22 protein-coding genes and 2 pseudogenes are annotated in these 23,908 nt (G+C 61.0%); 10 read left to right on the top strand and 14 right to left on the bottom strand.

The annotated features are described in order from the left end of the window. Nucleotides 1-20: 20 nt before the first annotated feature. The 3 genes from K0P33_RS14950 to K0P33_RS14960 are packed head-to-tail and all read right to left on the bottom strand — an operon-like array spanning nt 21 to nt 1,520. Nucleotides 21-614 carry an NAD(P)H-dependent oxidoreductase gene (locus K0P33_RS14950; RefSeq protein ID WP_094952480.1) on the bottom strand — a complete coding sequence of 198 codons (594 nt, stop codon included), beginning with the start codon at nt 612-614 and terminating at the stop codon, nt 21-23. Next, nucleotides 611-1,051: a GNAT family N-acetyltransferase gene (locus K0P33_RS14955; protein ID WP_094952479.1), complete on the bottom strand. Its 441-nt coding sequence runs from the start codon at nt 1,049-1,051 to the stop codon at nt 611-613. The genes K0P33_RS14950 and K0P33_RS14955 overlap by 4 nt, the downstream gene beginning before the upstream one ends. Continuing rightward, the gene (locus K0P33_RS14960; RefSeq protein WP_242155928.1) at nt 1,044-1,520 is read right to left on the bottom strand and encodes a carboxymuconolactone decarboxylase family protein; all 477 of its coding nucleotides are present in this window, start codon (nt 1,518-1,520) and stop codon (nt 1,044-1,046) included. The genes K0P33_RS14955 and K0P33_RS14960 overlap by 8 nt, the downstream gene beginning before the upstream one ends. A gap of 147 nt (nt 1,521-1,667) precedes the next feature. Between K0P33_RS14960 and K0P33_RS14965 the strand changes: the two genes are divergently transcribed. Then, entirely contained in the window at nt 1,668-3,056 is a 1,389-nt protein-coding gene (locus K0P33_RS14965) for a PLP-dependent aminotransferase family protein (RefSeq protein WP_242156049.1), read from the top strand. 56 nt (nt 3,057-3,112) lie between these two features. Here K0P33_RS14965 and K0P33_RS14970 read toward each other — a convergent pair. Beyond that, a pseudogene (locus K0P33_RS14970) lies at nt 3,113-3,485 on the bottom strand (TetR family transcriptional regulator); the annotation flags it as partial. 113 nt (nt 3,486-3,598) lie between these two features. On the opposite strand from K0P33_RS14970, the gene ggt reads away from it, so the two are divergent. Then, on the top strand, nt 3,599-5,323 hold the full coding sequence (ggt, locus tag K0P33_RS14975; RefSeq protein ID WP_242155929.1) for a gamma-glutamyltransferase: 1,725 nt from the start codon (nt 3,599-3,601) through the stop codon (nt 5,321-5,323). 178 nt (nt 5,324-5,501) lie between these two features. Here ggt and K0P33_RS14980 read toward each other — a convergent pair whose 3' ends face one another. From K0P33_RS14980 to K0P33_RS14990, 3 genes are all read right to left on the bottom strand, one after another. Then, nucleotides 5,502-6,026 (bottom strand): AAA family ATPase, encoded by a 525-nt coding sequence (locus K0P33_RS14980; RefSeq protein ID WP_094952476.1) that lies wholly within the window; start codon nt 6,024-6,026, stop codon nt 5,502-5,504. Beyond that, complete coding sequence (pnuC, locus tag K0P33_RS14985; protein WP_094952475.1) at nt 6,023-6,586, bottom strand: nicotinamide riboside transporter PnuC; 564 nt, start codon at nt 6,584-6,586, stop codon at nt 6,023-6,025. The genes K0P33_RS14980 and pnuC overlap by 4 nt, the downstream gene beginning before the upstream one ends. A 715-nt stretch (nt 6,587-7,301) precedes the next feature. After that, nucleotides 7,302-8,936: a methyl-accepting chemotaxis protein gene (locus tag K0P33_RS14990; protein WP_094952474.1), complete on the bottom strand. Its 1,635-nt coding sequence runs from the start codon at nt 8,934-8,936 to the stop codon at nt 7,302-7,304. A gap of 225 nt (nt 8,937-9,161) precedes the next feature. Here K0P33_RS14990 and K0P33_RS14995 point away from each other — a divergent pair, with 225 nt between their 5' ends. The 3 genes from K0P33_RS14995 (at nt 9,162) to K0P33_RS15005 (ending at nt 11,786) form a co-directional block, all read left to right on the top strand. Beyond that, nucleotides 9,162-9,992: an undecaprenyl-diphosphate phosphatase gene (locus K0P33_RS14995; protein ID WP_094952484.1), complete on the top strand. Its 831-nt coding sequence runs from the start codon at nt 9,162-9,164 to the stop codon at nt 9,990-9,992. Then, entirely contained in the window at nt 9,989-10,372 is a 384-nt protein-coding gene (locus K0P33_RS15000) for a DUF1294 domain-containing protein (protein WP_094952473.1), read from the top strand. Before K0P33_RS14995 ends, K0P33_RS15000 begins: the two co-directional genes overlap by 4 nt. Nucleotides 10,373-10,493: 121 nt before the next feature. After that, a complete protein-coding gene (locus K0P33_RS15005) occupies nt 10,494-11,786 on the top strand; it encodes an amidase (protein WP_242155930.1) in 1,293 nt (430 codons plus the stop codon). Here the strand turns inward: K0P33_RS15005 and K0P33_RS15010 are convergent. Beyond that, the gene (locus K0P33_RS15010) at nt 11,773-12,126 is read right to left on the bottom strand and encodes an MmcQ/YjbR family DNA-binding protein (RefSeq protein ID WP_242155931.1); all 354 of its coding nucleotides are present in this window, start codon (nt 12,124-12,126) and stop codon (nt 11,773-11,775) included. The two genes, K0P33_RS15005 and K0P33_RS15010, sit on opposite strands and share 14 nt — an antisense overlap. Beyond that, on the bottom strand, nt 12,123-13,031 hold the full coding sequence (locus K0P33_RS15015; RefSeq protein ID WP_094952470.1) for a LysR substrate-binding domain-containing protein: 909 nt from the start codon (nt 13,029-13,031) through the stop codon (nt 12,123-12,125). Before K0P33_RS15015 ends, K0P33_RS15010 begins: the two co-directional genes overlap by 4 nt. 128 nt (nt 13,032-13,159) lie before the next feature. On the opposite strand from K0P33_RS15015, the pseudogene K0P33_RS15020 reads away from it, so the two are divergent. Beyond that, nucleotides 13,160-13,468, top strand: a pseudogene (locus K0P33_RS15020) (AraC family transcriptional regulator); the annotation flags it as partial. Between the two features lie 96 nt (nt 13,469-13,564). On the opposite strand, the gene K0P33_RS15025 reads toward K0P33_RS15020, so the two are convergent. After that, the gene (locus K0P33_RS15025) at nt 13,565-14,737 is read right to left on the bottom strand and encodes an MFS transporter (protein WP_094952469.1); all 1,173 of its coding nucleotides are present in this window, start codon (nt 14,735-14,737) and stop codon (nt 13,565-13,567) included. 232 nt (nt 14,738-14,969) lie between these two features. Here K0P33_RS15025 and K0P33_RS15030 point away from each other — a divergent pair, with 232 nt between their 5' ends. After that, entirely contained in the window at nt 14,970-15,581 is a 612-nt protein-coding gene (locus tag K0P33_RS15030; protein ID WP_242155932.1) for an FMN-dependent NADH-azoreductase, read from the top strand. Nucleotides 15,582-15,822: 241 nt separating this feature from the next. Further along, entirely contained in the window at nt 15,823-16,860 is a 1,038-nt protein-coding gene (locus K0P33_RS15035) for a dienelactone hydrolase (RefSeq protein ID WP_242155933.1), read from the top strand. Here K0P33_RS15035 and K0P33_RS15040 read toward each other — a convergent pair. From K0P33_RS15040 to K0P33_RS15050, 3 genes are all read right to left on the bottom strand, one after another. After that, nucleotides 16,854-18,029, bottom strand: coding sequence for an MFS transporter (locus K0P33_RS15040; protein WP_242155934.1), 1,176 nt, complete (start codon nt 18,027-18,029; stop codon nt 16,854-16,856). The two genes, K0P33_RS15035 and K0P33_RS15040, sit on opposite strands and share 7 nt — an antisense overlap. A 218-nt stretch (nt 18,030-18,247) precedes the next feature. Next, complete coding sequence (locus tag K0P33_RS15045; protein WP_026140064.1) at nt 18,248-19,834, bottom strand: ABC-F family ATPase; 1,587 nt, start codon at nt 19,832-19,834, stop codon at nt 18,248-18,250. Nucleotides 19,835-19,976: 142 nt separating this feature from the next. After that, a complete protein-coding gene (locus K0P33_RS15050) occupies nt 19,977-21,215 on the bottom strand; it encodes an MFS transporter (RefSeq protein ID WP_242156050.1) in 1,239 nt (412 codons plus the stop codon). 152 nt (nt 21,216-21,367) lie between these two features. On the opposite strand from K0P33_RS15050, the gene K0P33_RS15055 reads away from it, so the two are divergent. Next, nucleotides 21,368-22,180 (top strand): class I SAM-dependent methyltransferase, encoded by an 813-nt coding sequence (locus tag K0P33_RS15055; protein ID WP_242155935.1) that lies wholly within the window; start codon nt 21,368-21,370, stop codon nt 22,178-22,180. A 138-nt stretch (nt 22,181-22,318) separates the two neighbouring features. Here the strand turns inward: K0P33_RS15055 and K0P33_RS15060 are convergent, their stop codons facing one another. Beyond that, the gene (locus K0P33_RS15060; RefSeq protein WP_242155937.1) at nt 22,319-22,705 is read right to left on the bottom strand and encodes a TIGR03067 domain-containing protein; all 387 of its coding nucleotides are present in this window, start codon (nt 22,703-22,705) and stop codon (nt 22,319-22,321) included. A 290-nt stretch (nt 22,706-22,995) separates the two neighbouring features. Between K0P33_RS15060 and lpxO the strand changes: the two genes are divergently transcribed. Then, the gene (lpxO, locus tag K0P33_RS15065; protein WP_242155939.1) at nt 22,996-23,895 is read left to right on the top strand and encodes a lipid A hydroxylase LpxO; all 900 of its coding nucleotides are present in this window, start codon (nt 22,996-22,998) and stop codon (nt 23,893-23,895) included. Nucleotides 23,896-23,908 lie beyond the last annotated feature (13 nt).

Consider the following 23,908-nt stretch of genomic DNA (forward strand, 5'->3'; position numbering starts at 1 on the left):
TGACCCCAGCGCTATTATTGTTATAGGCCAGAGCTGATGGTTTCGTGCAGCTGCCGGCGTGCCTGTTCCACGGCGCGACTGACCGCTTCTGCACCACGCACCATCGCGCCCAGGTAGACAAAACCCACCGTGCGGATGCCCACCGTCGACAGGATGGCGGTCATGTAGGGCGTGAGAAAATCCGGCTCATGCCCTTTGCGTGCATTGCCCGAACTGACCAGCACAAACGTACGCCGGTCCTTGAGCAGGCCAACCTTTTCGAACTGTGCATTCACCGTGAAACTGCGTTCAATGCGCACCACATGATCGATCCAGCCCTTGAGCGCCGCGGGTACGGTGAAATTGTGCACCGGGGTGCAGAGGACCAGTAGGTCGCAGGCTTCCAGCTCAACGATCAACTGTTCCGACAGGGCCGTGGCGCTGCCGCTCAAACCGCCTGGGGTGGTAAGTGCATTGGCGTATTCGCGGGTCAGCGGCGGCAGCGCCCGGGCGCCGTAGTCGCGCTCGGTGACGTGGGCATCGGGCACCTGCTCGTTGAGCAGGGCGCGTGCCAGCTTGAAGGTCTGCGCGGCCTTGCCGTGGGGGCTGAAACTGAGCAGCAGGGCGCGGGTCATTGGCTCAAATCCTGGGAAAAGTGCATCCCCAGCGGCAGCAAGCCCTGGCGGAAATAGAAACGCTGGGCCAAGGCCTTGTGCATGCCGGTATCCAGCACCAAGTAGCGGTAGCCGCGTGCGCGGGTTTCTTCACGGACCCGGTCAAGCAGTTGCTCGCCCAGGCGCCGACGCTGCAAGGCGGCGTCCACGACCAGGTCATCGACGTAGATAAAACGCCCGTACAGGGTGTTTTCCGTCAGGCGATAGCCGACCAAACCGATCACCTTGCCCTGTTCACGGGCGGCCAGCAGGTGATAGCCGTTTTGCTGTTGGCGCTGGATTTGTTCGGCGAACGCTGCTGCGTCAGTCAGGTGCGGGCGCAGTTGCTGCATCACCGCAAAGCTTTCGATGCATTCAGCCTGGGTTTGCATGGGCACGAATTCGACGTGTTCATTCATAGCTGAGGTTCTCCAGATGAGCCTTGATCGCGGCGGGTACTTTGCGAAAGCTGATGGCGACGCGGTTCAAGGCGTTCATCAGTGAAATCGCCAGGGTCAGGTCAGCGATTTCTTTTTCGTTGAAAACCGCCGCTGCCTCGGCGTAGTCGGCATCCGGCACCTGGGTTTGCGCCACTTGAGTGACGATCTCGGCCCAGGCCAGTGCTGCGCTTTCACGTGGCGTGAACAGCGGTAATGCCTCGCGCCAGGCGGCCAGTAGCATGATTTTTTCCAGGCTCACGCCTTGCTTGAGCAAGTCGCGGGAGTGGGAGTCCAGGCAATAGGCGCAGCCGTTGAGTTGTGAGACCCGCAGGTACACCAGGTCGATCAATTCTTTCTCCAGGCCGCAGCCGTGGATGTAACTGTGCACCGAGCCCAGTGCTTTGTAGCCGGCAGGCGCGGCCAAGGCGTAATCGAGGCGGTGGTTCATGGGCGATCCTTGTTTGTTGAATAAGGTTTACTGATAAGGGATGCGCCATTTTCGGCGGCGGCACGGCTGCCCAACAGGGGCATGATTGGACAAGTGGGTTGGGACATGATCAGACTCAGCGTTGTCTATCTGCCGAGCCTGCCTGCGATGTCACCACTGCCCAAATACCAGGAAATCTACCGACGCTTTCGCCTGGCCATCGACCAGGGCCAACTTGGCCCGGGTGATCGGGTGCCGTCGGTGCGCAGCCTCGCCCTGGAACTCAACGTGGCGCGGGGGACGGTGGAGGCGGCGTATCAGTTGCTGGTCAGCGAGGGCTTTTTCGAGGCGCGTGGGCAGGCCGGCACCGTGATTGCTGGGGCTTTGCCGCAGGTGCCCGTGAAGCCGCAGCCTGCGGTGCCGTCGACTGCACCGGGGCCGAGGCCACTGCAAATGGGCCTGCCGGCGCTGGATGCGTTCCCGCGCAAGCTGTGGGCGCGGCTGGTCACTCAACAAGTGCGTCGCACTGATGCCGATAGCCTGGCGATGGGCGACGTACGTGGCGCCCTGGCCTTGCGCGTGGCGATTGCCAACTACCTTGCGCTGTACCGGGGCGTGGAGTGCACGCCGCAGCAGGTGTTCGTGTGCGCGGGGTATGCGGGGTGTTTGACGCTGTTGTGCGATGCGCTGCAGATGACGGGGCAGCGTTGCTGGTTTGAAGACCCGGGGTATTTGCATGCGCGGCGGTTGTTGGTTCATCAAGGCGTGGAACTGGTACCGGTGCCGGTGGATGGTGAGGGGTTGGAGGTTGAGCGTGGGATGCAAAGGGATCGGCAGGCGCGGTTGGCAATTGTGACGCCGGCGCATCAGAGCCCGCTGGGTGTGGCGTTGAGTCCGGCGCGGCGCCAGGCTTTGCTGGAGTGGGCGCGGGAGCAGGGGAGTTGGGTGGTTGAGGATGATTACGACAGTGAGTTTCGCTACCGGGGGCAGCCGTTGGCGGCGCTCAAGAGTCAGGATGTAGGGGATCGGGTGATCTATGCCGGGAGCTTCAGCAAGATGCTATTTCCGGGGTTGCGGTTGGGGTATTGGGTGGTGCCCGTTTCTTTGGTGGAGGCGTTTGGGTGTAGTGCTGAGAGGTTGCAGCAGCGTAGTGCGCAGTTGTTGCAATTGACGGCGGCGGATTTTTTGGAGCAGGGGCATTTTACTCGGCATCTGAAGAAGATGCGGCAGTTGTATGCGCAGCGCCGGGGGTTGTTGGTGGAGGCGCTGGAGGTGCATTGCTCGGGGTTTTTGCGGGTGGATGAGCAGGCTGGGGGGGTTAACCTGCTGGCGCGGTTGTTGGTCTCGGTGCCGGATCATGTTGTTGCCGAGGCGGCTGATCGTGCGGGTTTGGCTGTTCATGCATTGTCGGGTTGGATGCTGGAGCCGGGGCGGGAGCAGGGGGTGGTGATGGGGTTTACGAATGTGGTGACGGCTCGAGATGCGGCGGATCTGGCGATGGTTTTGCACAGGGTTATTGCGCAGTGTCTATCCGTTGCTTCGATAACGACGGCTTAGGGTTCCACTCTTACGGCGGGTCACTTTTGGCCAACGCCCACAGTTCGACCCGGTTTCTACCGTGGGATCGGTGTTACGCCACGCAACACCAAATCACGGATAAACCCCAGCCAATCCTGCTGCTGCCCCCTTATCTGCCAGGTCCTCACCCAGAAACGAGCTGAGCGTATGGCGGTTGGAGCTATAGAAGTAGCACAGCGAAGCAATCATCAAGTACATGTGCTTGACGCGGTCGTTCTAGATAAACGCCACCAGATCGCGCAACACCTGCAGCGGTGCATCCAGGTCCAGCTTGGGTTTGCTTTCGGCCTTGTTGAACTGCTCGTAGACGTATTCCAGCACGCAGATGAACAGGTGTTCCTTGCTGCAGAAATAGTAATAAAGCATGCGGTCGTTGGAGTCGGCTGTCTTGGAAATACAGTCGACACGCTTTTCGCGCCCGTTCTATGACCGACAAGTTCTGTAATAAAAACGCCATTGCGCTGGGGATTAAATCCGGGAAGGGCTATTTTGGTGCGTCCCAATAACTAGAGTAGCCATGGATGAAATACCAACCTTTGAGCCGCACCTTAATCGCCACCGCCCTGGTGTTGACGGTCAGCGGTGTGCAAGCCGCTTCCCTGGCCCCGGTGGCCGGTGAAAACGGCATGGTAGTAACCGCCCAGCATTTGGCCACTCATGTGGGTGTGGATGTGCTCAAGGCTGGCGGCAATGCGGTTGATGCGGCCGTGGCTGTGGGCTATGCGTTGGCGGTGGTGTACCCGGCGGCGGGTAACCTTGGTGGCGGCGGCTTCATGACCGTGCAGTTGGCGGACGGGCGCAAGACCTTCCTCGACTTCCGCGAAAAAGCCCCGCTGGCGGCCACCGCCGACATGTACCTGGACAAAGACGGCAACGTCATTGATGGCCTCAGCGCCAAGGGCCACCTGGCGGTCGGCGTGCCCGGCACGGTGTCCGGCATGGAAGCCGCGCTGAGCAAGTACGGCACCCTCAAGCGCGCCCAAGTGATTGCGCCGGCGATCAAGCTGGCGGAAAACGGTTTCGAACTGGAGCAGGGTGATATCGACCTGCTGCACACCGCCACCGGCGAGTTTGAAAAAGACAAAGACCTGCGCGGGATCTTCCTGCACAACGGCCAACCGATGCAGGTCGGCCAGAAGTTGGTGCAGAAAGACTTGGCCAAGACCCTCAAGGAAATCTCCGCCAAGGGCACCGACGGCTTCTATAAAGGTTGGGTCGCCAAGGCGCTGGTGGATTCCAGCCAGGCCGGCAAAGGCATCATCACCCAGGCTGACCTCGACACGTACAAGACCCGTGAACTGGCGCCCATCGAGTGCGATTACCGTGGCTACCACGTGGTCTCGGCACCGCCACCCAGCTCGGGCGGCGTGGTGATCTGCCAGATCATGAACATCCTCGAAGGCTACCCAATGGCCGACCTGGGCTATCACTCGGCCCAAGGCCTGCACTACCAGATCGAAGCGATGCGCCACGCCTACGTGGACCGTAACAGCTACCTCGGCGACCCGGATTTTGTGAAAAACCCGATTGCCCACCTGCTGGACAAGGACTACGCCGCCAAGCTGCGCGCTGCCATCGAGCCGCAAAAGGCCGGGGATTCCCAGGCGATCAAGCCGGGTGTGTCGCCCCATGAAGGCAACAACACCACGCACTATTCCATCGTCGACAAGTGGGGCAACGCAGTTTCGGTGACCTACACCCTCAACGACTGGTTCGGTGCCGGCGTGATGGCGAGCAAGACCGGGGTGATCCTCAACGATGAAATGGACGACTTCACCGTCAAGGTCGGCGTGCCGAACATGTACGGGCTGGTCCAGGGCGAAGCCAACGCCATCGCACCGGGCAAGGCACCGTTGTCGTCGATGAGCCCGACCATTGTGACCAAGGACGGCAAGGCGGTGATGGTGGTGGGTACGCCCGGTGGTAGCCGGATTATCACCGCCACCTTGCTGACCATCCTGAATGTCATTGACTACAAGATGAACATCCAGGAAGCCGTGGATGCGCCGCGTTTCCACCAGCAGTGGATGCCTGAGACCACTAACCTCGAAACCTTCGCGGTGAGCCCGGACACTCAGAAAATCCTCGAGAGCTGGGGCCACAAGTTTGCCGGCCCTCAGGATGCCAACCACTTGGCGGCCATTCTGGTGGGGGCGCCGTCCTTGGGTGGCAAGCCGGTGGGCAACAATCGCTTCTACGGGGCTAACGACCCGCGTCGTAACACGGGGTTGTCGCTCGGTTACTAAGGACTGATTGAGCATCTGCACACCTTCCGGGCTCTACCCCAAGAGCCCTGGAAGGACCCCGCCCCATGAGCGCGCTGAAAATCGCCACCTTCAATGATGCGCATGTTTATAGGCCAATCTCCTTTAGAAGATTGACTGGCGCGAAGAGAAAGGGACTGCGTTGATCCGGTGGTCGGTATTACGCGTTGAGCAGTTGCGTTACCGCTTCAAATGCCTGGGCACGGCGCTCTTCCCAGTTGCCGCGAATCACCACGGCGGGCTTATGGTGCTGCTCGATCCACTCCAGGCTACCCTGGAAAAACGCGCGGCGATCCGCCAGTTCCGGTTGGCAACGCTGGCCGTCGGCGGTCCACTCCACATCCTCGGGAGAGAGCAGCAGGTGCAGGTCGTAATGGCGGGCCAGCAGCTCACTGTCCAGCCACGCCGGGTAGTCACCGAAGAGGGTTTGGCTCCACAGCTTGTTGGTCAGCAGGTGGGTGTCGAGGACGAGTAGGTTGGGCTGTTCGGCGCGGGCGGCGTCTTCCCAGGCCAGTTGGCCACGGGCGATAGCGGGGATGTCCGCCAGGGTGGTGTCGCGTTGGTGGTGGTCGATGAAATGGCGCACGTATTCGCCCACCATAAGGCCGCCAAAGTGCGCGTGCAGTTGCGCCGCCAGCCAGCTTTTGCCGCTGGACTCGGGGCCGGCCAGTACCACTACCTTCATGCGTGCAGCGCCGGGTCGGCGCGCCATTCACGCCAGCCTTGCACGGCGATCACGGTGAACAGGGCGTAGAGCACGGCGGTGAGGTACAGGCCTTTGTAGAGGAACAACCCGACGAAAATCACATCCACGGCAATCCACAGCGGCCAGCACTGCACGCGTTTTTGCGCCATCCACATTTGCGCCACCAGGCTGAAGCCGGTGAGGGCGGCGTCGAGCCACGGCTGGGCGGCGTCGGTCCAGTGGGCCATGGCGGCGCCGAGCAACAGGCTGAAGACGGCGCCGATGGCCAGGCTGGTGATGATCGCGGGTACGCCGAGGCTGGTGACCTGACGGCCTTGCTTGACTTGGCCGGCGCGGGTCCATTGCCACCAGCCGTAAAGTTGCAGGGCGGCGTAGACCACTTGCAGGAGCATGTCGGAATAGAGTTTTACGTCGAAGAATACCCAGGTGTAGAGCAACACCATGACCAGGCCGATGGGCCAACACCAAGGGTTCTGCTTGACCGTCAGCCAGACGGCAATCACTCCCAGGGCGGCGGCGAACAGTTCAAGCCCGGACATGGTGGTTCCTTGGGAGAGTGGGAGAGGGCGGTGATTGTAACCAGAGGTGAGTTTTCTTCAAACGTTGGTGTGAGTACATATCCGTTATTTGGGTAACGGCGGCTTAGGGTTCCGCTCTTACAGCGGGTCACTTTTGTAAAGACACAAAAGTAACCAAAAAGTCTTCGCCCCACCACTTGGCACCTCGCTGTGGCTCGGTGTGTCCGCACGCAGGCTTGAATCCGTGGGCCGCCGCCATGGGCCATCCTTGGCCCATCGCGGCTAACCCGGCGTCCTGCCGGGTTACCCACGGATTCAAGCCTGCGTGCGGCCAGCGTGGTTTAACGGGGCGCCTCAGATCAAGATCAAGATCAAAAGCAAGAGCACGGCGGCCTAGTAGCCGACCTGAGTGGTAGAAGCAGAAGCAGGGCAGAAGCACAGCAACACAGCTTCTGCCTGATGTAATGAGATCTAAATGTGGGAGCGGGCTTGCTCGCGAATGCGGTGGGTCAGTCAACTCACTTGTATCTGACACCACCGCATTCGCGAGCAAGCCCGCTCCCACATTTGATTGAGTTCGGCTTCCAGGATCAGGTCGGCTGTAAGGCCGCCTCGGCTTTGCTTTTGATTCAACCACTCAGGTCGGCTACTAGGCCGCCGTGCTGTTGATTTTGATCTTAGGCGCCCCGATAACCCCCTAGCCCCCCCAGCTCCCATAGCAGCCCAGCAATGCGATCTAAACCTTAAACTGGCGCAACAACCCATCCAACTGTTCACTCAACCCACGCAAATGCGCACTCGCCACGCTGGACTGCTGCGCCGCCAGCGCGGTGCTGTGAGACAACCCGGCCGCCTGGGTAACGTTCTGGTTGATGTCTTCCACCACATGCGCCTGTTGCAACGTCGCGCTGGCAATCGAGGCATTCAACCCGTTGAGGTTATGCAAGGCCTGCCCGATGGCAGTAAGGCTGGCACCCGCCTGGCCGGCCTGTTCAATGGTCAGTTGCGAAGCGCTGTGGCTGTCGCTGATCACCTTCACTGCCGCTTCCGAATGACCTTGCAGGCGCTCGATCATCACCTGGATTTCAGCCGTGGATTTTTGCGTACGCTGAGCCAGCAGCCGCACCTCATCCGCCACCACGGCAAAACCACGGCCCTGTTCCCCCGCGCGTGCAGCTTCAATCGCAGCATTAAGCGCCAGCAGGTTGGTCTGGTCAGCGATGGAACGAATCACCTCAAGCACGCCGCCAATCTGTGTGCTTTCGCTGGACAGCGTGCGGATCACCTCCACGGCCTGGCTGATGGTGCTGGAGAGCTGATCGATCTGCAGCAAGCTGCCGTCGATATTCACCTGGCCTTGCTGCGCCTGGGCCTGGGCGTCACGCATTTCGCTGGCGGCATGCTCGGCGTTTTTCGCCACGTCCTGCACGCCATAGGTCACTTCATTGATTGCCGTCGCCACCAGCTCCATCTGCTGCGACTGCTGCTGGCTGCGGTCATGGGCCTGGCTGGCGTTGGTGCCCAGCTCCGTTGACGACTGGCCCAAGGCGTTGGCGCACACCTGCAGTTGGCCGACCACCTGGCGCAGCTTGGCGGTAAAGCTGTTGAAGTGTTTGGACAGTTGGGTGACTTCGTCGCGCCCATGGGTATCGAGGCTGCGCGTCAGGTCGCTTTCGCCGCTGGCAATATTGGCCATAGCGTTCACCGCCGCCTGCAAGGGTTGCACGATGCTGCGGGCGATCAGCACCACCAGCAACGTCATCACCAGCGCGATGCCCAGGACAATCAGCGAGGTTTTCCACACCTGGCCATTGAATTCGGCTTGCACATCGTCCACGTAAACGCCGGAGCCGATAATCCAGCCCCAGGGTTCGAACAGTTGGATATACGAGGTTTTTTCCACCGGCGCTTCGGCACCCGGCTTGGGCCAGCGGTAGTTGACGATGCCGGCACCTTTGGCCTTGGCCAGGATCACGAACTCGTTGAACACTGCAAAACCGTCCGGGTCGCGGATCGCCGAGAGGTTCTTGCCGTCAAGCTTGGGGTTGGCCGGGTGCATGATCATCACCGGCGTCAGGTCGTTGATCCAGAAGTAATCGTCGTGGTCGTAGCGCAGGCCACGCACCGCGCTCAAGGCTTGCTGCTGCGCGGCTTCACGGGTCAGTACCCCGGTTTTTTCAAGGTTCTGGTAATACGCCAGCACGCCGCTGGCGGTCTGCACCACATGCTGGGTCTGCTGGCTTTTGGCCTGGTAGAGGTCGCCGTGGATCTGCTTGAGCATCAACAGCCCCAAGGTCAGCAGCATCAACACGGCGACTATCAGGATCAGCCAGAGGCGGCGGCTGATCGACATGCTGCGCAAACTGTTCATCGTCCTGTCACTCCATGCTTTTATATTTTTGGGCGCTGCATCGACATTTCCGGCTTGTCTGATAGGCTTTCGGCCTGTAATCGAAAAACCTGAGTACTCCCTGATTTTTCACGAAATTTTTGCAGATCGATGTTGAAAATCAGCACCGGAATTTGAGTGCGCTCGTCAGTGAACTATTAAAAAGACAGTCAAGGCATGCCGCTGAGCATGACCTTCGGGGGAAGCATGGATTTTTGGACCGCCATACAGGCATTGATTCTTGGCGTGGTGGAGGGGCTGACCGAGTTCCTGCCCATTTCCAGCACCGGCCACCAGATCATCGTCGCTGACTTGATCGGCTTCGGCGGCGAACGCTTTGAGGCGTTCAACATCATCATTCAATTGGGCGCGATCCTGGCCGTGGTCTGGGAGTTTCGCCGCAAGATCCTCGATGTGGTCACCGGCTTGCCGACCCAGCGCAATGCCCAGCGTTTCACGGTTAACCTGATCATCGCCGTACTGCCGGCGATCGTGCTGGGGGTGATTTTTGCCGACTTGATCAAGCATTACTTGTTCAACCCGATCACCGTGGCCACAGCCCTAGTAGTGGGTGGCGTGATCATGTTGTGGGCGGAACGCCGGCAGCACGCGGTTCACGCCGAAACCGTGGATCAGATCACCTGGAAAGACGCGCTCAAGGTCGGCATGGCCCAGTGCCTGGCGATGATTCCGGGCACGTCGCGCTCCGGCGCCACCATCATCGGCGGCCTGTTGTTTGGCCTGTCGCGCAAGACCGCCACCGAGTTTTCGTTCTTCCTCGCCATGCCGACCATGGTCGGTGCGGCGGTGTATTCGGGCTACAAGTACCGTCACCTGTTCCAGCCCGATGACCTGCCGGTGTTCGCGATTGGTTTTGTCACCTCGTTCATCTTCGCGATGATCGCGGTCAAGGCCTTGCTCAAGTTCATCGCCAGCCACAGCTATGCGGCCTTTGCCTGGTATCGGATCGCGTTTGGCCTAGTCATTCTGGCGACCTGGCAGTTCGGCTGGATCGACTGGTCTGCGGTCAAGCCATGAACATTCAGCACCCGCGCCTGAAGGCGTTGATCTTTGGGGTGCTGTGCGCCGCGCCGCTGATTGGCGCGGCGTTGGTGTGGTCTCGCGGTGAGACGGTGATCCCGCTGGCGGCGTATGGTGTGGTCAGCGTGGTGGCATTTTTTCTGTACTGGGGCGACAAGCGCAAGGCACAGACAGAGGGCCCGCGCGTTCGCGAAAACATCCTGCATGCCGTGGAGCTGGCGGGCGGCTGGCCTGGAGCATTGATCGCCCAGCAGGTGTTCCGGCACAAGACGCGCAAAGTGTCATATCAGGTGCTGTTCTGGGTGATTGTGTTGCTGCACCAGGTGTTCTGGCTTGACCAACTGTTCCTGGGCGGTACCTTGCTGTCGGTGTTGTAGGGCAGAGGCGCTAGGAATATTCCCTACAAAGCTGTGGGAAGCACCTTACCCAATCATTGATAGGAGCCCGCACCACACTGGCGTTATGCTCCAGGCACTTGAATGCACTGGGCCAACACGAATGTCTTTCTCGGATTCATTGCTACGCCATTCAGCGACTGAGCTTGGCGCACTGATTCAACAGCGCAAGCTCACCTCCACCGCCATTGTTTCCACCTACCTTGCCCGTATCGAGGCGCAAAACCCTGCGATCAACGCGCTGGTGCAAGTGTGCGCCGAGACGGCGTTGGCCGGCGCATGGGCGGCGGATCGGGCCGTCGCTCAAGGTGAGTATGGCGGCGTGCTGCAGGGCGTTCCCTTTACCGTCAAAGACGTTATCGATACCTGTGGGGTGGTGTCGGCGGCGGGTTTGGCTGAGCGCGCTGACTACCGGCCGGCGCAGGATGCCGTGGTAGTGGCGCGTATGAAAGCTGCCGGCGCCATCCTGCTGGGCAAAAGTAACTGCCCGCCGGGCGGTGGCGGTGGGGTGACCGACAACCCCGTCTATGGCGCCACCCTTAACCCGCATGCGCTGTCCCATAGCCCAGGCGGCAGCAGCGGCGGCGAAGCGGCGGCCATTGCTGCGGGGCTTTCACCGGTGGGGTTGGGCAGTGATTCCGGCGGCAGTTTGCGCGTACCGGCGCATTTTTGCGGTGTTAGCACCTTAAAACCCACCACTGGCCGCGTGCCTAACACCGGGGTTTTCGATCACCCGGGCGGGTTCAGTGACTGTCGCAGCCAGATTGGTCCGATGGCCCGGCATGTGGAAGACCTGGCCTTGGTGCTCCAGGTGATTGCCGGCGAAGATGGGCAGGATGCCGGCGTAATTCCGATGCCCATACGCGCTGTAGAGGCTCAAGCGCTGAGCGGCTTGCGCGTGGCTTGGTATTGCGACGGCGGTATAGCGCCCGCTGACGAGATAACTCAAGCCACGCTGCAGGTAGCCGCCAATCTGTTGGAGCGCGCGGGCGCCGTCATCTATCCAGCGTTCCCATCGGTACTGAGGCACTCACGCGAGATTACCGAGCGCTACTGGGCGATGAGCAAAGGCACCGGTGCGCAGTCGATAAAACTGTTTGCCGACTGGGATCAGTTTCGCAGTGGGATGTTAGGTTTCATGGCGGACTACGACCTTATCCTGTGCCCGGTTGACGCCGCGCCCGCGTCGCGGCTGGGTGCCGAACGGCCGGGGCTGTTCAGTCACACCTTGCCGTACAGCCTGGCGGGTTGGCCCTGTGTGGTCGTGCGAGCAGGCACCGATGCTGCGGGATTGCCGGTAGGCGTGCAGATCGTCGCGCGCCCGTGGCACGAGCATTTGGCGCTGGCGGCGGCGATGGCTATTGAGCGCGCCGTGCCTTTTGTCAATCCAACCTGAGCCCCACTTGCGTGCGCTTGGGCAGTTTGCTCACCACCAACTGGTGAGAACGCTGCAACAGCCCACGCAGTTCCTCGGCGCCGATCGGGTAGGGCGTGTTCATGATGACCCACTGGGCTCGCGCCAGGTAAGGCGCCGGATGGATGCCGGGGCGGTCCACGTGGCCGAGGAACAGTTCTTTGTCGACCTTGAACGCCAGCGACTCGCCGCGCAGGTTTTGCAGGGCGAACATCTTGTTGCCGGCAATCGAGAACACGCGCACGCCGCCCCATTTGCAGTCTTCCCGCGCGCCGGGCAGGCTCAGGCAGAAAGCGGCGACCTGTGCTTCAGTCATTTTCATAGCAAGCGATCTCCGCAGCCCTTGAAGGCTTCTTCCAGGTAGTCGATCCAGGCACGAATGGCCGGCAGTACGCCGCGACGGTGCGGGTACACCGCCTGCAACCAGCCTCCCGGCGAGGACCATTGCGGCAGCAGTTGCACCAATTGGCCGCTGGCCAATTCCTCTTCGCAATACATCATCGGCAGTACGGTAAAGCCCAAGCCTTTCAGGGCGCAGGCTTTGCGCACAATGAAGTCGTCGATGCCCAGGCGTGCTTCCAGCGCCAGGTCTTCGCTTTTGCCTTGTGGGTCGATCAGGCGCAGGTGCACCAGGCGGTCGGCTTCCAGGGCGCCCAGTACCGGCAGTTGCTTGAGGTCTTCGAGGCTGTCGATTTGCCGGCCTTGTATGAATTCAGGGCTGGCCACCAGGATGGCCTGGGCCTGGCGCAGGCGTTTGGTCACCAGCAGCGGGTCTTCATCGCCTGACTCGCGCACGCGCAGGGCCACGTCGATACCTTCGGCCACCAGATCAACGCGGCGGTTCACCAGCATCATTTCAAGCTGCACCAGCGGGTGGGCGGCGAGAAAACCGGCGACCATGTCCGGCAGCAGGTGCTGGGCCATGCCCACCGGGCAGCTGACCCGCAGGCGCCCGCGCGGTTCGCTGGACATGCTGGCCACCGCCTCGTCGGCCATTTCTGCTTCCAGCAGCATGGCCTGGCAATGGCGCAGGTAGCGCTCGCCGACGGCGGTGAGGGTCAGTTGGCGGGTGGTGCGTTGCAACAGGCGTGCGCCGAGACGTTCTTCCAGCTCGGCAATGCGCCGTGAAAGCCGCGACTTAGGGATGCCCAGCAGCCGTCCGGCCGCCGCAAAGCCGCCGGCTTCGACGACTTTGGCAAAATAGTAGAGGTCGTTGAGGTCTTGCATGGTCAACCTATTGTCCTGTCAGTGGGACGAACTATCCGCGTCTGGCGAGGGCAAATCCACTACAAATATTGGAGGCTGCTGTGGCGAGGAAGCTTGCTGCCGCAGGGGGGGCGCAGCGGCCCCGCTTTGGCCCGACGCTGATGGGCGAGCTCTACGACCGGATCATCACGGGCGAGCAGGGCGGCTCCCTGCGCGCCGCGCTCAACCGTCGGGGCCCGTTCGGCAAGGTGGCGCGGGCGATTCGCAAGATTCATGGGGGCTACCACCAGCATTTGGACGCGGGGGAACTGGCCAGGGGGGCGATGATGAGCGTGCCGAGTTTTCATGCGCACTTTCGCACGGTCACCGACACCTCGCCGATGCAATACCTCAAGTCCACGCGCCTGCACCAGGCGCGCTTATTGATGCTGCGCAACGACATCACCGCCGCCACGGCCTGCGCCAAGATCGGCGTCGATTTATGTGTCGTCGCATTGATTGCGATGAGCAGGCCTGGTGTTGTGGCGAGCAGGCTTGCCCCGCTCGCCACAGGGTTACTTGTGTGCCCTGAACGTCGTGATCAACAGGGCCAACCCGGCAAATGCCGCGCCGGTCAGCGCCTGGCCCTGCCAACTGTAATGCTCGGAGGCAAAGGCTCCAGCCGCCGAACCCAAGGCGCCGCCGATAAAGTAGACCACCATGAACACCGTGTTGAGTCGGCTAGTCGCGGACGGCTCCAGTGCCAACACGCGGGTCTGGTTGGCCAACTGGTTGATCCGGTTACCCAGGTCCAGACAGGTCGCCGCGATCAAGATCGGCCACCACCAGCCGCTTGGCCCGAGGGTATAGATCAGGATAAACGCCACCAGCACGGTGGTGATGCCCGCGCGCTCGAGCAGACGCCCATGGCGTCGGGTTTGTTGGCCGATGGTCGATGCGCAAAGAATACCGACGATGGCCGAGAGGCCCAGCAGGCCTGCCTGGGCACTCGAGAATCCATACGGCGGCAAGGCCAGCAGGGCCGCCATCGAGCCCCAGAACACATTCAAGGCGCCAAACACCAGGGCGCCTTTGAATGCTGATTGGCGCAGGGTCGGGTATTGCCTGGCCAGGCCCCACAGGGATTTGAGCAAGGCGCCATACGCGAGCTTGCTGGTTGAAATCGACACCGGCATACGCGTCAGAATCGCCATGAACAGCAGCACATCCAGCGCCGCTGCCAGCGCAAACATGCCGCGCCAGCCCAGCCATCCGCTGACCACGCCGCTGACGGTCCTGGCAAGCAACCCGCCGGCAGACAAGCCGCTGACCATCAAGCCCAGTACGGCGCCTTTTTGCTCAACGGTACTCAGGTCCGAAGCGGCGGGAATGATCACCTGCGCGCTGATACCCGACAGCCCCAGCAGCACGCTCGCCACCAGCAGCCAGGCATAGGTCGGCGCTGCGGCCGAGGCCAGCAGGCTGATGAAGTTGAGGCACAGCACGGCCAGGATCAGCGTGCGCCGGCTGATCCGGTCGCCCAGCGGCACGAACAGCAGCAGGCCGCTGGCGTAGCCCAATTGCGTGAGCATCGCGATTTGCCCGACGTGCGCGGTGGACACCTCGAAGGTGTTAGCAATCAGCGGCAGCATGGCCTGGTTGTAGTAAATCGTGGCAACCGAAAATCCGCAGCAGATGGCGAGGATCAAGGTCAGGCCCTTGGTCAGGGCGGGAGAAGGTGGGTGCATGGGATGGCCGGTGGCTGTCGGGTCAGCCGGCGAGAATGAAGTGAAGCACGGGTGAAATCCAGTGCCGCAGAGGTGTGGGCATCAAGCCGACTGGAATGGTTTTTTGCAAAAAAGCATTGTCCTGCTGGCAGGACGAACAATCATATTTTGCCCCTCTAATCGATCATTGGGTTCGTGTGTAGGATCAACCTCACTCGATCGCCTAGCCGCGATCCTCACTTGGAGATCCCACATGAAACTGTTGCATATCGATTCCAGCATCCTCGGCGACAACTCGGCTTCGCGTCAGCTCAGCGCTGCTGTGGTCAAGGCCTGGCAAGCGGCTGAGCCGGGTGTGGAAGTGACTTACCGTGACTTGGCGAGCGAAGGCATCAGCCACTTTTCCGGCCTGACCCTGGGCGCCCTGGGCACCGCTGCCGAGTTGCGTGACGCAGTACAAAAGCACGAGGCTGACCTCAGCGCTTCGTCGCTGGCTGAGTTCATCGCCGCCGACGCTGTGGTGATGGGTGCGCCCATGTACAACTTCTCGGTACCTTCTCAGCTCAAGGCCTGGATCGACCGCATCGCCGTCGCCGGCCAGACCTTCCGTTACACCGAAGCCGGCCCTGAAGGCCTGTGCGGTGGCAAGAAGCTGATCATCGTTTCCACCGCCGGCGGTTTGCATGCCGGTCAGGCGAGCAACGTCGGCCACGAAGACTACTTGAAACTGGTGTTTGGCTTCCTCGGCATCACCGACATCGAGTTCGTCCGTGCCCAAGGCCTGGCCTACGGTGAGGAAGTGCGCAGCAAGGCGTTGAGCGACGCTAACGTAGTCATCAACGAACAATTGTTCGCCGCCGCGTAAGGCTTGTGTAAAGTTCGCCTTTGTCCGGTTCCAATCTGAAACCGGGCGCCTAAACTCTGTATTCTGGTCGTCTCAAAACGACCGGAGTACGGAGTTTTTTCGTTTGCCCGCTGTCACTACTTTGGCCCAGGTTATGCAGGCATGGGTTTATCACCCGGTGTGAGCACCTTGAACCATGGACTTTTCATACAGATATGCCGCGGGTGTTGAACGTGGTCACGCAGCAAAGGTGGACATCCCCATGATGCGTCTTTGTGCTGTTTTGGTACTCTCCCTGCTCGGTAGCCTGATTTCAGTGCACGCCGCCCCGGCGCCGCACCCGCATTGGAGTGTGGGTTTCCATCGCATGACCTTTCTCGACCCGCTGGACCAGCAGCCGATGAAAGCCATCGCGTTTTACCCGTCCACCGACGATGAGCACAGTACGCAATTGGGCGCCTATCACGTCGCCGCCGCTGAAGACTCCAAGGTCGCCATTGGCCGCTTCCCGATGCTGATGCTGTCCCACGGCAACACGGGCACACCGCTGGCCCTGCACGACCTGGCCACCTCACTGGCGCGCAAGGGTTTTGTGGTGGTGGCGGTGTTGCACCCCGGCGACAACTACAAGGACCACAGCCGCCTGGGCACCGTGAGCAACCTGTATGGTCGGCCGATCCAGATTTCCGAAGCGATCACCGCCACCCTCAGCGACCCAATGCTGTCGCCATTCGTCAATATCGACCAGGTGGGCGTGATCGGTTATTCCGCCGGCGGTGAAACCGCGTTGATTCTGGCCGGCGCCAAGCCGGATTTTGATCGCCTGCGCCGCTATTGCCAGGAGCGCCCGGAAGACCGCGACGCCTGCACCACCAAAGGTGAGCTGGTGGTCGACCGCGACGATTTGCAACCACAGGCCGACCCGCGCATCCACGCGTTGATGCTGATGGCGCCGTTGAGCCTGATGTTTGGCCGCCACACCTTGGCCGACGTGCATGTGCCGGTGCTGCTCTACAGCGGCGATGGCGACAAGCTGGTGGCCGTGGACAAAAACGCCGCCGCACTGGCGCGCAAGCTGCCGGAACCGCCGGATTTCAAACTGTTGGCCGGAGCAGGGCACTTTGTGTTCATGGCGCCGTGTGACAGCGATCAGTTGGTGGCCATGCCGGCCATCTGCACAGACGCCGATGGCGTCGACCGCGAAGGTATTCACCGCGACCTGATTTCAGAGGCAGGGCGGTTCTTCTCCCACACCCTCGGGCAAATGACCCGCGCCGGTTTGCAGACCGCCGATCAGTAAGTGCGGCGCTTGAGCAGTACGGTCAAGGCCAGCGCCGTGACCGACAACAGCGCGGCGCAAAAGAAGATCCAGCCGTAGCCGAGGTTCAGTGCCACGGCGCCCATCAACGGCCCGGCAATCGCCAAGGCTAGATCAAAAAACACCGCATACGCACTCAGCCCGGCGCCACGGCTGCTATTGGGCACTTGCTTGATGGCTTCTACGCCCAGCGCTGGGTACACCAACGACAAGCCAAAACCGGTCAGCCCGGCGCCGATCAACGCCACCCCGGTGGAGGGCGCCAGCCACAGCAGCGTCAGGCCCAGGGCTTCGATGGTCATGCAGGCAATCGCTGCGCTGAAACCGCCGAAGCGGCTGATGGCCGAGATAAACACCAGCCGTGACAGGATAAAACACGCGCCAAACACCGTGAGGCAGTACGCCGCCCCGGCCCAGCCGCGACTGAGGTAATACAGGGTGATAAAGGTGGTCAGCGTGCCGTAGCCAATTGAGGCCAAGCACAGGCTGGCGCCAAACGGCGCGATACGCCCGAACACCGCCCAGAACGGCAGCCGCTCGCCGCGTACCACCGGCACCGAAGGTTTATTACGGATCAGCACCAGGCCCAACGCTGCCAGCACCGTCAACGCGATGCCGAGGCTGGTGTAGCCATACTCGGCCACCATCACCACGCCCAGCGGCGCGCCAATGGCGATAGCACCATAGGAGGCGATGCCATTCCAGGAAATCGAGCGCGCCGTGTGTTCGGCGCCAACCGCCCCCATGCACCAACTGATGGTGCCCACGCCGATCAGGCCCTGGGCTACGCCGAGCAGCAGCCGGCCGACGATCAGGATGCCCAGGCTCAGGGCGGGCAGGCTTTCGACCAGCGTGGCGAAAAACGTCAGCACACCGCTGACCAAAATACCGGCCAGGCCCAGCACAATCGCGCGCTTGGTGCCGACGTTGTCGGACATGCGCCCGGCCATGGGCCGGCTGAGCAGGGTGGCCAGGTATTGCGAGCCGATGGTGATCCCGGCCACTACCGCGCTGAAGCCCAGTTGCTCGTGCACATAGCCCGGGATGACCGCGATCGGCAGGCCGATGCAGATAAAGGCGATGAAGGTATAGAAGACGATGGAGACGATCTGCAAAGTGATCGACATTGAGCTGGGGGCGACGGCAGGCATGGTCACTCGTTCGCGGGCGGGCGGTGACGGCATGATGGCAAGGGCGTGGGGGGAAAGGAAGCAGGCTAACTAGTTTGTTTGATAGGCCACGTTGGGCTGCGCAGCAGCCCCAATAAAAAACACCGCGTTCTGCCTGACAGAACGCGGTGTTTGATTTTAGGGCCGCTTCGCAGCCCAACGCAGGGCAAGCCCGCTCGCCACAACTGCAGTGGCGTTGCTTAGAACACCACGCCTTGGCTGCGCAGGTAGTCATCATAGGTGCCGCTGAAGTCGATCACACCGTTGGCGCTCAACTCGATGATGCGGGTGGCCAGGGACGATACGAACTCGCGGTCGTGGCTGACGAAGATCAGCGTGCCCGGGTAGTTTTCCAGCGCCAGGTTCAGCGCTTCGATGGATTCCATGTCCAAGTGGTTGGTCGGTTCGTCCATGATCAGCACGTTCGGCTTTTGCAGGATCAGCTTGCCGAACAGCATGCGGCCTTGCTCACCACCGGAGATGACCTTGACCGACTTGAGGATCTCGTCGTTGGAGAACAGCATGCGGCCCAAAGTACCGCGAATCACTTGCTCGCCTTGGGTCCACTGGCCCATCCAGTCGAACAGGCTCATGTCGTCTTCGAAGTCGTGGGCGTGGTCCTGGGCGTAGTAGCCCAGTTCTGCGGCGTCGGTCCACTTGATGCTACCGGCATCCGGCGTCAGTTCGTTGACCAGGGTGCGCAGCAGGGTGGTCTTGCCGATACCGTTCGGGCCGATGATCGCTACGCGCTCGCCGGCTTCAACTTGGAAGCTGAAGTCCTTGAACAGTGGCTTGCCGTCGAAGCCTTTGGCCATACGATCGACGATGACCGCCTGGCGGTGCAGCTTTTTGGTTTGTTCGAAACGGATGAACGGGCTCACACGGCTCGAAGGCTTGACCTCGGCCAGCTGGATCTTGTCGATCGCCTTGGCGCGGGACGTGGCCTGCTTGGCTTTCGAGGCGTTGGCCGAGAAGCGGCTGACGAACGATTGCAGCTCGGAGATCTGTGCTTTCTTCTTGGCGTTGTCCGACAGCAGTTGCTCGCGGGACTGGGTCGCCACGGTCATGTACTCGTCGTAGTTGCCCGGGAACAGGCGCAGCTCGCCGTAGTCCAGGTCAGCCATGTGGGTGCACACGCTGTTCAGGAAGTGACGGTCGTGAGAGATGATGATCATCAGGCTCGAGCGCTGGGTCAGGATGTTTTCCAGCCAGCGGATGGTGTTGATGTCCAAGTGGTTGGTCGGTTCGTCGAGCAACAGCACTTCAGGGTCGGAGAACAACGCCTGGGCCAGCAATACCCGCAGTTTCCAGCCTGGGGACACTTCGCTCATCGGGCCGAAGTGTTGTTCCAGGGGAATACCCAGGCCCAGCAGCAGCTCACCGGCACGTGATTCGGCGGTGTAGCCGTCCATTTCGGCGAACTCGGTTTCCAGCTCGGCCACGGCCATGCCGTCGTCTTCGCTCATTTCCGGCAGCGAGTAGATACGGTCGCGCTCAGCCTTGACCTTCCACAGCTCTTCGTGGCCCATGATCACGGTGTCGAGCACGGTGAATTCTTCGTAGGCGAACTGGTCCTGGCGCAGTTTACCCAGGCGTACGTTCGGCTCGAGCATGACCTGGCCGCCGGACGGATCAAGGTCGCCGCCGAGGATTTTCATGAAGGTCGACTTGCCGCAACCGTTGGCACCGATCAAACCATAACGGTTGCCGGCGCCGAATTTGACCGAGACATTCTCGAAGAGCGGCTTGGCGCCGAACTGCATGGTGATGTTAGCTGTGGAGATCAATTACTTTACCTATCAATGGGTTGCGAGCGTGGCGGCAGGAGCCTTCAGGCATGCGTCAACAGCGACATCAAGGCGCGAAACCCGGTCGCTGAGCAGAAAATTTTGGATGTGTGTTGGAATTTGGCGCGCATTGTCGCATATGTCAGGCGACAGTTGTAATGCGCGCGAACGATGGTTTCGTCAATGTCTCCGGCATCGCCAGCCATAACAGCGCCAGGGCCGCCGCCGCGACGCCCGCCAGGGTCAGGAACGCCGCGTTGTAGCCCGCTTGCTGCACCACGAAACCAGCCAGGCTGCTGCTCAGTGCCGCGCCCAGGCCAAACACCGTGGACAGTGCGCCCAGGCTGACGTTGAAGCGGCCGGTGCCTTGGGTCAGGTCCTTGACGATCACTGGGAACAGCGCGCCGAAAATCCCCGCGCCGATGCCATCGAGCATCTGCACGGCGACCAGCCAATAAGGGTCGCTGGACAAGGTATACAACACGCCACGCAGCGGCAAAATCATGAACCCGGCCAGCAACAACGGCTTGCGCCCCCACACGTCAGCTTTGCTGCCCACCAGCCAGGCCATCGGCACCATCACCACTTGCGCGGCGACGATGCAGGCCGAGGTCAGCGGCGTGGCCATGTGCAGGTTGATCTGCGCCAGCTTCTGGCTGACCAGCGGCAGCATCGCGGCATTCGCCAGGTGGAACAGCGCGCAGCAGATCGCGAACAGTAGCAACGGGCGATTGGCCAGCAGCACCTTCACGCCGGAGGGCTGTTCGTGTTCGTGGGCGTGAGCGGGGTCAAAGCCCCGCGCGACCTCGTGGTCAATCGCCGACGCTGATACACAACTGACCGCCACGACACTGGCGATCGCCATAAATGCCATCAGGTAAAACACCACCACTGGGCCGAACAGATATGCCAGGCCGCCCGCCAGCAGCGCCGCTACGGCGTTGCCGGCGTGGTTGAAGGTTTCGTTGCGCCCGGTGCGGCGGGTGAAGGCGCGCGGCCCGGTAATTCCCAAGGAAATGGCCGAAATCGCCGGAGCAAACACTGAAGCGGCGATGGCACTGGCCGCCTGGGTCAACGCCACCCAACTGAATGAGCTGACAAACGGCAGTACCAGGCAACTGACGGTGACAAGAACGGCCGCCACCGCGATCACCGCGCGTTTGCTGCGCGTGCGGTCGATCAGCGCCCCCGCCGGGCCTTGGGTGAGCAAGGCGGCGATGCCCGCCAGAGTCATGACCACGCCGATGCTGGCCGGGTCCCATTGGTGCACGGCCAGCAGGTAAATCGCCAAGTAGGGGCCGAGGCCGTCGCGGACATCCGCCAGGAAGAAATTCAAGCTGTCCAAGGACAAGGTATTGCGCAGGTCGGAGTGATTGGCCATAGCGCTGCCTTCGACAAGGGTGCTCAGGGCGAACACTCAATGGGCTAGTGACCTACAGGCTTGGATAGAAGTTTCGCCGCCACAGAGGGTTTCTTCTGACAGGCAATTGGCTTATTTTCCGAAGCCCGCTGTACTGACTCTCTGGAGAAGCAATGGACATGCCCTCAGCCCAACAGGCCATCGCCAGCAACAAAGACGCCTGGGACGCCTCCGCCAAGCTGCACAAAGACACCGCCACCTGGAACGCGCTGCTCGAATCGGTCGCCCAGCCAGGCTTTTCATGCCTTGACCCGACCATCACCGCGTTGCTGCAAGACGTCGGCGTGGCCGGCAAAGACGTGATTCAGCTGTGCTGTAACAATGGGCGTGAAAGCCTATCGTTGTTCGGCCTGGGCGCACGCAGCGTGGTGGGTGTCGACCAATCCCGCGCTTTTCTGCAGCAAGCGCAGGAACTGGCCGAGGTGTCGCCGCATAACCCTGAATTTGTTGAAGCCGATATCCATCATCTGCCTGAACGCTTGCACGGTCGGTTTGATGTCGCGCTGGTGACCATTGGCGTACTGAACTGGATGCCGGATGTGGCGCTGTTTATGCGCCATGTGGCGAGTGTGCTCAAGCCCGGCGGCACGCTGGTGATCTACGAAACTCATCCGTTTTTGGAAGTGTTTGATCCCAAGGCGGCAAACCCATTGTTGCCCGTCAGCTCGTATTTCCAGCGCGACCCCTTCGTGCTGCAGCAGTCGATTGTCTACGAAGGGCAGGCAGATATTGCCGGGCCGACGTCCTATTGGTACGTGCATACCCTGGGCAGCGTGGTGAGCGGGGCGATTGCGGCGCACTTGCAGATTGAGCACCTGCAGGAGTACCCGCATTCCAATCGCGAGGAATTGTACGACCAGTACGAGCATCAGCCGGCGCAACTGCCACTGTGCTTTACCTTGACCGCCACCCAGCGCCGCACCTGAGCGGCTTTCCCGCGCGCAAAAAAAAGGCCCGCCAAGAGAGGCGGGCCAAGTGATTCACTGGAGTAGGTAGGCTTCACCCTATAGGCCAAGAAGTGAAGGCCATGTGAAAACCTTGTCGCACGTTCGGAGGCGCGCGGATCAGCCTTTGCGCACAAAGCTGCGCATGGTTTGCCCTGGCCCGGTACTGAACACGGTCGGCCGGGGCATGCCTTCATCGGCGGCAATAAACACGAAATCATCCCCTTCCAGGCGATAGCTGGCGGGCAATTGCTTGCCGGCGTCTTCGCCGATTGAATCCACCCAGGTAATGCTTTTTGGCGTGGTGCTGCTGTCCAGGGAAAAGCGACCGGCCAGCAATACCTCGCCGTTCGTCGTGCGCACTTCGAAACAGTCACCGGTGATGGTAGTCAGGGCGCCCGGCGCGCTGTGGGCGTCGATGGGGTTGAGCACGCCACTGTCTTCGAGTGCGGTTTGTTCCCAGGTGCCTTGCAGGGCTTGATGATCGGTGTGTAACAGAGCTGACATACAAATTCCATTTTGTTGAAGGTGGTTTCTTACAGTGCACCACGCAGGCGGCGGCGAGACAAGCGCGTGTGTTGATCCAGCACAATGACTGGACAGCTTTTCACAATTCTTAGTTAACCTTTGGTTACAAACTGTGGCTAAATAACTGCCAATAGTCATGAGCCGGTGAGCGCTTTGCCGGTCGTGTCGCTTATCTGTGAATTGTGATTTCAGGTGCTGCTTATCCAATCCTCGGCCGTTGTGGGCACGCAGGAGCAGCCTGTTCTCTCTACTGACTTGTGACGAATCCCTTGAAACTCATCATTGTTGCTCTCTACGTCGCCTCCATTGCGTATGTTCACCTGCGTGGTCGGGTGCGACACAAACTGGGCCGCCAGCTTAGTGATCACTCGACGTTCCTGGCGCCGATCAATTGCTTCCTGTATTTGTTCTCCAAGCAGCCGAGCCGTCCATTCCTGTCGCCTGCCGACTTCCCGGACCTGAGCCCGCTGCAGGAACACTGGGAAGAAATCCGCGAGGAAGGCCAGAACCTGATGCGTATGGGCGAGATCAAGCGCTCGGACCAGTACAACGATGTGGGTTTCAATTCGTTCTTCAAGTCCGGCTGGAAGCGTTTCTACCTCAAGTGGTATGGCGACAGCCACCCGTCGGCGATGAAGCTGTGCCCGCGCACCACTGAACTGGTGCAGAGCGTCGGCTCGATCAAGGCGGCGATGTTCGCCGAATTGCCCCCGGGCTCCAAGCTGGTGCGCCATCGCGACCCTTACGCCGGTTCCTACCGCTATCACTTGGGGTTGGATACGCCTAACGGTCCTGGCTGCTACATCAACGTGGATGGCGAAAGCTATTACTGGCGCGACGGCGAATCGGTGATGTTTGATGAGACCTACATTCATTACGCGGAAAACACCACGCAGCAGAACCGCATCATCCTGTTCTGCGACATTGAGCGCCCGATGAAGTACCGCTGGGCGGCGGCGTTCAACCGCTGGTTCAGCCGCAACGTAATGGCGGCGGCTGGCTCGCCCAATAATGACGGTGACAAGACCGGCGGCCTGAACCGTGCGTTTACCCGCCTGTACAAGATTCGCCTGCGCGGCAAAGAGCTGAAGAAGCGCAATCGTGCACGCTACTACTTGGAAAAGTGGGCAATTTTTGCAGGCTTGGCACTGATCTTCATCCTCATCTGAAACGCTAGGGCGC

The sequence above is a fragment of the Pseudomonas sp. ArH3a genome, assembly GCF_022648765.1.
GTDB lineage: Bacteria > Pseudomonadota > Gammaproteobacteria > Pseudomonadales > Pseudomonadaceae > Aquipseudomonas.

Bases quoted from the DNA above. Each gene is read 5' to 3' on its own strand.
- K0P33_RS14950 (WP_094952480.1), bottom strand. From the start codon at position 614: ATGACCCGCGCCCTGCTGCTCAGTTTCAGCCCCCACGGCAAGGCCGCG.
- K0P33_RS14955 (WP_094952479.1), bottom strand. From the start codon at position 1,051: ATGAATGAACACGTCGAATTCGTGCCCATGCAAACCCAGGCTGAATGC.
- K0P33_RS14960 (WP_242155928.1), bottom strand. From the start codon at position 1,520: ATGAACCACCGCCTCGATTACGCCTTGGCCGCGCCTGCCGGCTACAAA.
- K0P33_RS14965 (WP_242156049.1), top strand. From the start codon at position 1,668: ATGTCACCACTGCCCAAATACCAGGAAATCTACCGACGCTTTCGCCTG.
- ggt (WP_242155929.1), top strand. From the start codon at position 3,599: ATGAAATACCAACCTTTGAGCCGCACCTTAATCGCCACCGCCCTGGTG.
- K0P33_RS14980 (WP_094952476.1), bottom strand. From the start codon at position 6,026: ATGAAGGTAGTGGTACTGGCCGGCCCCGAGTCCAGCGGCAAAAGCTGG.
- pnuC (WP_094952475.1), bottom strand. From the start codon at position 6,586: ATGTCCGGGCTTGAACTGTTCGCCGCCGCCCTGGGAGTGATTGCCGTC.
- K0P33_RS14990 (WP_094952474.1), bottom strand. From the start codon at position 8,936: ATGAACAGTTTGCGCAGCATGTCGATCAGCCGCCGCCTCTGGCTGATC.
- K0P33_RS14995 (WP_094952484.1), top strand. From the start codon at position 9,162: ATGGATTTTTGGACCGCCATACAGGCATTGATTCTTGGCGTGGTGGAG.
- K0P33_RS15000 (WP_094952473.1), top strand. From the start codon at position 9,989: ATGAACATTCAGCACCCGCGCCTGAAGGCGTTGATCTTTGGGGTGCTG.
- K0P33_RS15005 (WP_242155930.1), top strand. From the start codon at position 10,494: ATGTCTTTCTCGGATTCATTGCTACGCCATTCAGCGACTGAGCTTGGC.
- K0P33_RS15010 (WP_242155931.1), bottom strand. From the start codon at position 12,126: ATGAAAATGACTGAAGCACAGGTCGCCGCTTTCTGCCTGAGCCTGCCC.
- K0P33_RS15015 (WP_094952470.1), bottom strand. From the start codon at position 13,031: ATGCAAGACCTCAACGACCTCTACTATTTTGCCAAAGTCGTCGAAGCC.
- K0P33_RS15025 (WP_094952469.1), bottom strand. From the start codon at position 14,737: ATGCACCCACCTTCTCCCGCCCTGACCAAGGGCCTGACCTTGATCCTC.
- K0P33_RS15030 (WP_242155932.1), top strand. From the start codon at position 14,970: ATGAAACTGTTGCATATCGATTCCAGCATCCTCGGCGACAACTCGGCT.
- K0P33_RS15035 (WP_242155933.1), top strand. From the start codon at position 15,823: ATGATGCGTCTTTGTGCTGTTTTGGTACTCTCCCTGCTCGGTAGCCTG.
- K0P33_RS15040 (WP_242155934.1), bottom strand. From the start codon at position 18,029: ATGCCTGCCGTCGCCCCCAGCTCAATGTCGATCACTTTGCAGATCGTC.
- K0P33_RS15050 (WP_242156050.1), bottom strand. From the start codon at position 21,215: ATGGCCAATCACTCCGACCTGCGCAATACCTTGTCCTTGGACAGCTTG.
- K0P33_RS15055 (WP_242155935.1), top strand. From the start codon at position 21,368: ATGGACATGCCCTCAGCCCAACAGGCCATCGCCAGCAACAAAGACGCC.
- K0P33_RS15060 (WP_242155937.1), bottom strand. From the start codon at position 22,705: ATGTCAGCTCTGTTACACACCGATCATCAAGCCCTGCAAGGCACCTGG.